The sequence below is a fragment of the Bradyrhizobium diazoefficiens genome (assembly GCF_016616885.1).
In the GTDB taxonomy this organism is placed as follows: domain Bacteria; phylum Pseudomonadota; class Alphaproteobacteria; order Rhizobiales; family Xanthobacteraceae; genus Bradyrhizobium; species Bradyrhizobium diazoefficiens_F.
The window spans coordinates 2,718,801-2,729,553 of the sequence record NZ_CP067102.1; the positions used below are offsets into that span (position 1 = coordinate 2,718,801).

9 protein-coding genes are annotated in these 10,753 nt (G+C 60.1%); 4 read left to right on the top strand and 5 right to left on the bottom strand.

The window, feature by feature from the left end; all coding sequences use genetic code 11:
* Positions 1 to 143: 143 nt before the first annotated feature.
* The 3 genes from JJC00_RS12345 to JJC00_RS12355 form a co-directional block, all read right to left on the bottom strand.
* Positions 144 to 380 carry a hypothetical protein gene (locus tag JJC00_RS12345; protein ID WP_200472816.1) on the bottom strand — a complete coding sequence of 79 codons (237 nt, stop codon included), beginning with the start codon at positions 378 to 380 and terminating at the stop codon, positions 144 to 146.
* Between the two features lie 196 nt (positions 381 to 576).
* Positions 577 to 900, bottom strand: coding sequence for a hypothetical protein (locus JJC00_RS12350; RefSeq protein WP_200472817.1), 324 nt, complete (start codon positions 898 to 900; stop codon positions 577 to 579).
* 144 nt (positions 901 to 1,044) lie between these two features.
* Positions 1,045 to 1,266 (bottom strand): hypothetical protein, encoded by a 222-nt coding sequence (locus JJC00_RS12355; protein ID WP_200472818.1) that lies wholly within the window; start codon positions 1,264 to 1,266, stop codon positions 1,045 to 1,047.
* 814 nt (positions 1,267 to 2,080) lie between these two features.
* Between JJC00_RS12355 and JJC00_RS12360 the strand changes: the two genes are divergently transcribed.
* The 3 genes from JJC00_RS12360 (at position 2,081) to JJC00_RS12370 (ending at position 8,072) form a co-directional block, all read left to right on the top strand.
* Positions 2,081 to 3,280, top strand: a complete 1,200-nt coding sequence (locus tag JJC00_RS12360; RefSeq protein WP_200470730.1) for an IS256 family transposase — start codon at positions 2,081 to 2,083, stop codon at positions 3,278 to 3,280.
* Between the two features lie 1,249 nt (positions 3,281 to 4,529).
* The gene (locus JJC00_RS12365; protein WP_200472819.1) at positions 4,530 to 4,823 is read left to right on the top strand and encodes a DUF5132 domain-containing protein; all 294 of its coding nucleotides are present in this window, start codon (positions 4,530 to 4,532) and stop codon (positions 4,821 to 4,823) included.
* A gap of 165 nt (positions 4,824 to 4,988) precedes the next feature.
* Positions 4,989 to 8,072: a cation-translocating P-type ATPase gene (locus JJC00_RS12370; RefSeq protein ID WP_200472820.1), complete on the top strand. Its 3,084-nt coding sequence runs from the start codon at positions 4,989 to 4,991 to the stop codon at positions 8,070 to 8,072.
* Here JJC00_RS12370 and JJC00_RS12375 read toward each other — a convergent pair.
* Positions 8,032 to 8,520, bottom strand: coding sequence for a hypothetical protein (locus tag JJC00_RS12375; protein ID WP_200472821.1), 489 nt, complete (start codon positions 8,518 to 8,520; stop codon positions 8,032 to 8,034). The two genes, JJC00_RS12370 and JJC00_RS12375, sit on opposite strands and share 41 nt — an antisense overlap.
* A gap of 173 nt (positions 8,521 to 8,693) precedes the next feature.
* The gene (locus JJC00_RS12380) at positions 8,694 to 9,308 is read right to left on the bottom strand and encodes an HMA2 domain-containing protein (protein ID WP_200472822.1); all 615 of its coding nucleotides are present in this window, start codon (positions 9,306 to 9,308) and stop codon (positions 8,694 to 8,696) included.
* 103 nt (positions 9,309 to 9,411) lie between these two features.
* On the opposite strand from JJC00_RS12380, the gene JJC00_RS12385 reads away from it, so the two are divergent.
* Entirely contained in the window at positions 9,412 to 10,701 is a 1,290-nt protein-coding gene (locus JJC00_RS12385; RefSeq protein ID WP_200472823.1) for a DUF445 domain-containing protein, read from the top strand.
* The last annotated feature ends 52 nt before the right edge of the window (positions 10,702 to 10,753 follow it).

Sequence of the window (10,753 nt, forward strand, 5' to 3'; positions counted from 1 at the left end):
AGACGCCGGCGCCCCATTCATCGAAGGGCGGCTTCACTGTACGCGCCGCATCGAGATCGAGATCGTCCAGTCTGATGCGATTGCGTCCACACACAAGGCCGTTCATCGGCTTCTCCTGCTTCCTTGAAATTCGACCGATCTGTTCAGTCGCTGATCGTGATCAGGCCTGAGTAGTAGCCCATTGAGCCGCGAGGTCCATTATACCCGGGGGAGACCGGATCGACACGTTTGCTGTCGTAATCAAACCGAGGTATCGGGATGTCGGAGAGCTCGCGAGCGTGCTCGTGAATAGGCGCGGGGGCCGGTGGCTGATTGGCGCCGTCAGCCACTCCATCATTGATCCGCATGGAGGCTTTCCAGCTCGCCGATTCAAACGCCATGGATCTGGATCGCTCTAACAGCGAGCCACCTTACGCCGTGTACTCGACTTGTTGCCAAATCCTTCCATGACGAGCTCGCAGACCGCTTGCTGCTGCTTCGTCGAGGCGCTTGAACATCCGCGCATATTACCTCCCTTGCATCTCAAGTCATTCGTCGCAAACCGGCGATTTCCCGTGGATCATTTCTCCGCTCTGATCAGTGAGTGAGCGAAGATTGACCCCGTATGTGTAGTGGGGCATGAACGGGAAACGGCTGTGCCACCGATAGCGCAGTGTGTTCATCGGTTTCCAAAGCGATCTTTTGCGCAAGCATGATGTCGCCGGCGACCAGCGATCCCCTGGGCACAAAACACCAGCCGATTACTGGGCAGTGTTCTTCGCTGATTTCAACGACGTTCGCTGCCCGGCCGTAACGAATGCGGTATCGCTTCCCAGTGTCGCAGCCGATAACGTCGAACCAGTTGCTAGCATCAAGTTGCGCGCGCTGCTCAGGCAACAGCCATTCTCTCAGGAGCGTCATGCCGCGGTCCTCGCGAACGTCTTTGCTGGTGAGGGCACGGCTTAGGGCGACGCAGCGCTCGCAGAAACCCCGCCCAACTATCCAACGCCTGCGTATAGCCCTTGCCGCAGTGACAAGCCTATCCGGCAACATGTTCGGCCGCCGTTAGCCGCCGACGAGCCGCGGATAGAACAGCATCTCTTGCGCAGTCGGACCAAATGAGCGTGCAACCCTGGCTTCGCCGGCCGGGTCGCGAACAGCGGGCGTAAATCCCTTCCCGACAAGCGCCTTGAACCGTTCTTCTGCTTTGGCGAGCGCCTCAACGTCGTTCACGTCGAAGACGTGACGCGTGTCGCCCGTGTGATCCATTACAATCTGCGTCGGCATGCGCGGCTCCTGGATTTTTCAGCCCAGGGTAGCCTAGCCATATGGCCGCGAATGGCTTGGCTAAAATTAAGTCGGCTTAGCGAAAATTGCGCTAAAGGCCGGCTCGGGGATTGAGTTCGCGCTAATCCGACAGGCCGTTGAAAACTGCGAAGCGATCAGAGGGTTGAACCAACCGCGGACCAAAAGCCATAATGGCTCTAAAGCCAATGCATATCGTGGACGCTACGTACATCGGGTGGGCTACACTCTGCTGATGAAACGGACCAAGATGTTGCTACTCGTCCGCACTCTCCGTGAGATCATCCGCGACGGCGGAGTGACCGTTGTCGGTTATCTCTATGCTGCCGGAGGTCCCGTAGGGACAAGAAATCGGACTGGAGGACAACCTCCAGTCCGACTTGCACGAATTCCAGGCGAGCACCGTTGTGGCCAATGCACCTTATCGAAGGCCACCGGTTGATTTTGATGGCCGATCGGTGGCCCCGATCCGAACGTATCAGTACTCGCCGGGTCCTGGTTCGCAGGGGACATTGTTTCCGGTCCACGGCGCCGTCGCAAATGCGCCGACACGCGGTGCGGGATAGCAGGGACGGCCGCCCAGGTTCACTGCGGCTGGCGAAGTGGAGGCATTCGCGCGTTCTGCGAAATGCCGCAAAGGGTCGTGTCCCAATTGATGGTGTAGCTCGGTAGAGCAAAGCCGCCCGCACGCGCGCCGTCAAATAGCGCCGTAGCGGGCGGGCGGCTTTGCGGTGGTCATCGATGATTCGTCGGTAGGGTCGGGTTGCTGACACCAACCTGATTCGAGGAACCACCGATGACCGACGAGATGATGAACCTGCGCGCGCTCATGGAGAAGACCCCTGATGCCGATCTGTTGCGCGAGATGATCGGCTTTGCGGCCCAGCGGCTGATGGAGCTGGAAGTCGAAGGCCAGACCGGAGCGGGCTATGGCGAGAAGAACCCCGAACGTCTGGCCCAGCGCAACGGCTACCGCGACCGGATCTGGGAGACCCGCGCCGGCGCAGTTGAGCTGCGTATTCCCAAGCTGCGCAAGGGCTCCTACTTCCCGGGCTTCCTGGAGCCACGCCGCATGGCCGAGAAGGCGCTGACCGCCGTGGTGCAGGAAGCCTATGTGCAGGGCGTCTCGACCCGCTCGGTGGACGACCTCGTGCAGGCCATGGGCATGACCGGCATCTCGAAGAGCCAGGTGAGCCGGCTGTGCGGCGAGATCGACGACAAGGTGAAGGCCTTCCTCGCCCGGCCGATCGAGGGCGACTGGCCATATCTGTGGATCGACGCCACCTACGTGAAGGTGCGCCAAAATGGCCGCATCGTCTCGGTCGCGGTGATTATCGCGGTCGGCGTCAACAGTGACGGCCGCCGCGAAGTGCTCGGCATGGACATCGGTCCCTCCGAAGCCGAGACGTTCTGGACGGCATTCCTGCGCAAGCTTGCTCGCCGCGGCCTGCGTGGCGTCAAGCTGGTCGTCTCCGACGCTCACGAGGGCATCAAGGCCACCGTCGCCAAGGTGCTCAACGCCACCTGGCAGCGTTGCCGCGTCCACTTCATGCGCAACGCGCTGGCGCATGCCGGCAAGAGTGGGCGGCGCGTCGTCTCCGCCTTCATTGCCACCGCGTTCGCCCAGGACGATGCCGAGGCCGCGCGAACCCAATGGCGGAAGGTCGCCGATCAACTCCGCCCCAAGCTGCCCAAGCTGGCCGGCTTCCTCGACGAAGCGGAGACCGATGTGCTGGCCTACATGACATTCCCGCCGCAGCATCGAACCAAGCTGCACTCGACCAACCCGATCGAGCGCCTCAACGGCGAGATCAAGCGGCGCACCGAGGTGGTCGGCATCTTCCCCAACGAGGATGCCATCGTCCGCCTCATCGGTGCGATCCTGCTCGAGCAGAACGATGAATGGGCCGTCCAACGTGCCCGCTACATGACGCTGGAAACCATCGCGCCGTTGAGCGATGATCCAACCGTCAGCCTTCCGGCTATCGCCAGCTGACCAGTCCGGCCCTTGCCGGCGAGCGCGGTGTCCCACCGCCAGTTACACCACTCCCTGGGACACGATCGCCGCAAAGCGATGTGATGCTCGCGAGCGATGGCAGGAGTCGAAAGCATGGCGACCGCGATCAGGCCGGTCGACAGGAGCGTCAGGTTCATCATGGTGAGTCTCCGCTTGTTGGTGGAAGCCGAAGGGGGCTTGGCTTTCCGGAGACGGATGTCGTTCGTTGAGCCTCGTGCGCCAGTAAACTTAACGTTAGCCTTCAAGCGCCAACAATCGAATGCACGGCCTCAGCCGAATTCGCGAGGCCGCATCTCGCAGACTATGCCGGTCCGTTAGCGGTGTGTGGTGCCTACGAGTATCGCGACGCTGTGGCTGTCACACGATGTCCTTGTGTCGACCGAGTGACCTTTGCCTTCGGGCATTGGTGCGCTGCGGCCCCGCTCGTTGCAAGGCCGTCTTCATTTGGAAATGGCGGCCAACCTATTGAGATTGTTAGGGCGTGTTTTCGACCGTTTTTCCAAACGCGCGTTGAAATCATTGAATAATCAAACTGATTTTGATTCCGCCATTCGGAGGTTCGATCCCTCCCGCCCCAGCCAGCAATTAAGCTGCTGAGTTCGTTATGTAAGCGGCTCTATTCCTGCCAGTTTTTTGGACGCGTTTGGAAACGGAGCTTCGCTCGGTCCAGAATCGAGCTAAACGGCGTCATGCAATTATATTGATGATATATCAGCTTACCTCCGTGGCTTCATCCCAACATATATCGCGAAAGCTACTCGGGGCGGGTCTGTTACCTCCTCATCGTAGAATAGGATATTGCGGCGAACAAATCGGACACCAATCGAAATGATCCACTTGTGCGCAATTGGCGCGTGCCGCAATTCGCTCAGCGGATAGCTCGGGGGCGAGTCGCTCTCCCTTCGCCGATCTCACCTAAATTCCACTGGAAAATGTGGAGTGATGTCGTTGCTCCTTGGATCTGACCACTGGGAAACTCTAATCTCTTCTCGGGTCTCCGCATTGAACTGCAACGTCCGCACGAGCCTCCCCGGTTGAACGCGCCTGGGCCGCGCGTTGTCTCCTGCGAAACGGCAGGTCTTTTGCCAAAATTAAAAATTATCAGGCTTGATTCTGACATCAGGGAGCGCAATCTCAGCAGCCCCGCAGCAACTTCGCCCTGGCCGTCTCGTTGACGTTAGCTGAGGGCAGGTGCGCTGGCGATCCAGCCAGTGAAAGGAGGATCCCCATGGCTTTTTTTGAGGACATCTTCAAAGGTGGTAATATTGTCACCGGGCTGGCCATAGGTATCGGCGCCGGAGTCGTGGCGCCGGCACTTATCCCCGTCCTCAGGCCGATCGCAAAAACGGTCATTAAGGCCGGGCTCGTCGCCTACGATCAAGGTCGGGTCGCATTGGCAGAGCTCAATGAGCAGACCGGCGACGTGCTGGCCGAGGCTCGGTCTGAGCTTGCCGAACAAACCGACCAAGAGGAAAAATCGAAAAGGTCGAGAAAGTCGGAAGCTGCTCATCAGGGCACGTAGCTTTCGAATTGAATTAATCCCGGCCAGCTTGCATGCAGCGATTTGATCGCGGCGCAGCGGGGTTGTGTCACTCGGCACGCTACGGGTCCGAGGGCGATGAGTCTTGTTGTTCCATCAAACGAAGGGGCGATAGTTCCGCCGTCGTTGCGGAACCCGCAAACCCAAATGCCCATCTCGATCGTGCCGCTGCACACGGCGGTGGCCGGACGCGTTCGGCTGAAGATCGAAGGTATGCGTGGCGCGCCGGCAATTGCGACCCTATTGGAGCGGGGATTCACCGGGATGTCTGGCATCCGTGACGTCTCGGCCAGCGCCCTCACTGGCAACATCCTCATCCATTACGAGGACTCGATCTCGATCGATCAGCTCGTCGAACGGATAAGCGGACTGCTCCTGGGCGAGATCACGCCCGCCGTAGACGATCCGGCCGAGCTCCCGTGGCATACAATTGAGACGGGAGCCATCGCGTCCGAACTCGACACCTCCTGTTCGGACGGCCTATCGAGCGCGCGGGTGACGGAACGATTTGCTCAAGGGCTTGGTAATTCAATCCCGCTGCTGCATCAGCGCTCGGAGCTCAGTATTTTTCTCGATCAGTTCCAGAGCATGCCAGTGGCACTCTTGGCCGGGGTCGCCGTCGTTTCAGTCGTGACCGGGACGTTGCTCGAGGCCGGGGCGATCATGGCTGTCGTGGCGCTCAACGCCGCTATCGGGTTTACAACTGAAAATCAGGCTGAGCAGACCATCCGGAGCCTCGGAGCCCCCGCGTCGCTGACCGCGCGCGTGGTGCGCGACGGATCGGAGATGGATGTACGCGCCGACCTGCTCGTCCCTGGCGATCTCGTCCTTCTCCGGCGCGGGAGCGTTGTCTCCGCCGACGGCAGACTCGTAAGCGCGCGCGCGCTCACTATCAGCGAGGCTGCTCTCACTGGTGAGAGCTTGCCGGTCGTAAAATCAGTCGAAACTGTCCCTCACGGGGCGGCGCTCGCTGACCGGATGAACATGGTCCATCGGGGGACCATCGTGACAGGCGGGAGTGGAACGTTTGTCGTTGTGGCGACCGGGGCGAGAACCCAGCTCGGACGTATCCAGCGGCTTGTCGGCGCAACCAACACACCCGAAACTCCGATGCAACGACATCTCGGCGAGCTCGGAGAACAACTCGTCTGGGCCACACTCGCAGCAAGCGCTGCCGTATTCGGTGTGGGATGGCTGCGGGGGCTGGCGGTCCTCCAGCTGGTGCGTTCGTCGCTATCGGTAGCGGTCGCGGCTGTTCCGGAAGGGCTGCCGATGGTTGCCACGACGACGCTCGCCCTTGGCGTCGAGGAGATGCGGCAGCAGGGAATTCTGGTCCGACGGCTCGAAGCACTGGAGACGCTGGCCTCCGTCGATGTCATTTGCTTCGACAAAACGGGGACGCTGACCCACGGCTCCATGTCATTGGAAGTCGTCGCTATCGGTGACCGCGTCTGCGGCCGACGGGAGAACGGCCTAGTGGACCAGAGTGGGCTGGTTGCCCGACCGGAGCAGGACCGTCGTCTTCGTATGCTGCTGTTGGTCGGAGCTCTTTGCAGCGAGACCGAGGTAGAGGAGCGCGACGGGCAAATGCAGCTCAGCGGCTCAGCAACTGAAATTGCGCTCGTTCAGGCAGCACTCGATCACGACATTGACGTGAGCGAGCTGCGGCGCCGTTACGTAAGGCGGTCGATTCAGCATCGCACCGAGGCCTACAGGTTCATGGCAACGACGCATGCTGACGAAGCTCGCGTCTTGATCGCGGTGAAGGGCAGCCCCGGCGAGGTGTTGGCACGTTGCGCGTTTGAAGCATTGCCTGACGGTACTCGGCAAATTCTCACCGCGGCACGGCGCGCTCAGATCGAAGCTCAAAATGCCGAGATGGCTGAGCAGGCACTTCGGGTGCTGGGAATGGCGTACCGTGAATTACAGGTGCCTAGTGCCGATCTTGAGGCAGGCGAGATACAAATAGAAGAACTGATATGGAGCGGCCTTGTCGGACTTGCCGATCCGGTGCGGTCCGGCCTTCCCGCGCTGATGCAGAAGCTGCATCACGCTGGCATCCAGACCATCATGCTGACTGGCGATCAGAGTACGACGGCGCGCGCAGTGGCGGAACGAATTGGCCTTAGTTCAGATGGTCAGGTCAGGATTATCGATACGGCAGACCTTAACCACATAGCGCCTCTCGAACTCGCTGCCAAGGCGCGCGAGGCGCATGCCTTCGCACGAATCAGTCCCGGGCAGAAGCTTCAGATCGTGCGTGCCCTTCAGGAGGCGGGGTCCGTGGTGGCGATGATCGGGGATGGCATCAATGATAGCCCGGCGCTGCGTGCGGCTAACGTTGGGATGGCTATGGGACGAAACGGAGATGCAGCAGCACGAGAAGTCGCCGACATCTTTTTTGCGAATGACGATCTTGCGTCATTGCCGCTCGCCATCGAGCGAGGCCGTGGCACCTACACCAGTATCCGCAATGCGGTTCACTACATCATCAGCAGTAACACGAGCGAGATCCTGCTGATGCTGGCGGGGGCCGCTGCCGGCTTTGGTGAGATGCTCTCGCCAATTCAGCTCCTATGGATCAATCTCATCTCCGATGTCCTTCCCGCGATCGGTCTCGCTATGGAGCCTATCGATCCCGACGTGATGGAGCGCGGACCGCGCGCCGCCGATGAACCGATAATCCGATCCGACCAATTCTCCCGCCTCGGCAGCGAAGCCGCGGTCCTCACGGCAAGCGCGTTCGGGACGGCGGTATTCGGTGCGATGCGTCACGGCTTCAACTCGCCGCAGGGGAGAACAATGGCTTTTGGCAGTTTGGCCGTGGGCCAACTTCTGCACACTCTCAACTATCGCTCGTCCAAGACAAGCGCACTCGAACCAAGTGCGCCCTGGTCGCAGTCACGTTTGGTGCAGATCATTGCCGGCTCGGTCGCCGCGCAACTCGCGGCCATGCTCATTCCGGGCGTGCGAAACGCGCTTAACGTCGCACCGCTCGGCTTGGTAGATGCCGGTGCCATGATTGCAGGCGGAGTGCTGCCGAGCGCAATAGCGCAAATGCGTAGCTCTGAGGCGCGCGCCGGGCTGAAACGGTTGCGCTTCCACAGGCCTGATATCGATAGTCGTTCGGAGACCTCATTGGAGGTCGCTAAACGACTGGAGTGGAAATGGGCCACCGCTGTGTCGCTGTCTATTCCGAAGGTGCAACGAGGAGCGGCTGGTGACCTATAGCGCGTCGGTGAGCCTCATGCCTTGCAGCTTGAACGATGGCATCGATGACCCATTCGATTAATTGTACACCGACCTGCTTGGTGGTGATCGCCACAATAAATTTGAGTGTCACCGAGGCGAAGGTGAGTGCCCCCGGGAGGGCGTCAATTCCATCATTCGGTCGCGCAATGGAGGCCAGACGACCGCCCGTCGACAGTACGCCCTTTGTTTCGTGCATTTCCAATCCGAGAAACCGGCGGTGTTGCGCCGTCAAGTCGAATCCTTTCCGACACTCGATGATCACCCCGGCCGTGAGAGGATTTGAGTGCACGCGGACAACATCGGGATGTTCGACGAGAACCCGCTCAAGTGCAGCGAAATAAGCCTGCTGTCGCCGCCGCTGAGGTATTTTGATCCGAATGCGTGTCGCTGTGCGATGGACAACGAAAGCCCGGGTTAGTGCGTGCATGATCTGCGGTCCTTAGCGTTGGCAAGCCACGCTGGCGGGCCGGACACTGCACCCGATTTGACGAATCTAATGTGACATGAAGCCTATCTTTTTCTTAGTTCCGATGTTCTCCCAAGTGGGAACCTGGTCTACGCCAAATGGCAAGCGCCCTGGATGCGGAAAGTCCGGCAATCCTAATAGCCGGTCTGCTGATCTCCCGAGACGCTCGGGGCCGTCACCCCCGAGTTGTAGGATGCGGTCGCACCGCGATCGACTGACGCCAGCTGACGCGTGATCAGGGAATAGAACAAGAGTGAGGAGGCCGACCCGAGCAACTGGCCCCTTAGCACTTGGACAATGCCAAGCAGCACAAACCCTGCTGCGATCTCTGGACGGCCGAGAATCCGCTGCGCTCCATACGCGTTCCAGAAATTCTCGGCAGCATTGCCGGTCAGCTGGCCCCTTGCGACCTGGAATAGTGCCAATCCGCTCAATCCCGTGGCCGCTGTGCTGCGCAATCCGGAACAGGGCCGTCGGCGAGTGGATGGAGCTGGAGCCTCTTTGGGCTCCTCTGGTCCAATTTCGAAAAGCCCTTGTTCGGTGGCCGCCGCGGCAATCGCCTGCGCCGATCCATCGTGACGAATAATGATGCTTCCGGTGAGGGGAATCGCATCGAGTTTTTCGACGCCGGGAAGCTTTGAGAGCGCCTGGACTATGCCATGGAAGAACGAGACGTCCCCGCGACGTGCTGGAATTCGAAGGCGCAGCCGTCCCGGGATCTGATGCTGGATGGTAGCAATTGGGGTCATCTCGACACGCGCCTCCACTCGGTTCAATCGCGTCCAGGTGCAGCTCAAGAAAGCCGATCATACATGCAGGGGGTAACGAAGGCAGCACCGAAGCGAGAGCCAAATGTCTCCAGAGCACGCACCGGCATCGCCGCGCAACCCGCTCCCACTATTGACAAGCGAATCGGACCGGGCGGCACGCAACCGGTTAAGACGAAACCGGATCGTAGCCAGCACCTTGCTCGCCGGCATGGGAGGTATATTCGCTTTGACACGGTTGGTTCCAGAGCCCGGCTTCGGGACGCTGCTGATCCAATCCGGCGCGGAAGCGGGCATGGTGGGTGGTATCGCCGATTGGTTCGCCGTAACGGCGCTCTTTCGCCATCCGCTGGGACTCCCTGTTCCGCATACCGCGATCATTCCCAAGAACAAGGACAGGATCGGCCGGACGATCGGGCATTTCATCGAACGCAATTTTCTGACGCGGGATGTGCTTCTGCCGAAGCTGCGCCAAATGGGTGTTGGGGCACGCTTTGCAGGCTGGCTCGCGGCGCCAAGCACTGCACCCCTGATCGCAGACTCGATCACGGCAATGCTGCCCTATCTCATCCACTCGCTACGAAACCCGGATTTTCATGAGTTCGTGCAGCGGATTTTGAGCGACCAGCTTCTTCAGGCGGATTTCGCGCCGATGATTGCACGCGGCCTTCGTCTTCTTACGGCGAGCGAGGAAGCAAATGCTCTGTTCGAACGCATCAGCGAGGTCGCGAGCGACCGGCTTGAGAAGAACCGCGACCAGATCGAAAAGGTGGTGGCCGCGCGCAGCCGCTGGTGGATCCCGAAGGCCATCGATCGCCGGATTGCGACCGCCATTATCAATGGTGTCACCGAGTTGTTCGACGGCTTGTCTCAGCCGGACAGCGAAATCTCCTCGAGGTTTCGCGAGGCGCTCGCCTCGACAATCGACGACATGCTCAATTCACCGGAGCAGCGGGAAAAAATAAATGAGGGCGTGAGGCGTCTGCTGGCTCATCCCGAGGCGCAGGCTTGGGTCAGATCGGTTTGGGACGAACTCTGCCAGGCGATGCTCGACGACTTGGCGCAACCATCATCGCGCCTTCGACGAGGGCTCGAAAAGCCCATTTCGATTGTAGCTGAGGCGCTGGCGACTGACACTGTGATGCAGCGGCACATCGATGAAGTGATGGAGCACTTGGCTGATTCCGTCATCGCGTGGCGCAGCGAGATCGGCTCTTTCTTCGCGGAGGTCGTGCGAAACTGGGATACGGCTACCCTTTCCGATCGCCTTGAACTCGTTGTCGGAAGCGACCTCCAATATATTCGCATGAACGGTACCATCGTCGGAGCTTGTGCCGGCTGCCTCATATTCACCGTCGCCTGGCTTTTTGGGTAGGCGCTCTATCGCCTTGAATCGGATGCTTCGTCCGATTCAGTGCGAGCCGCAC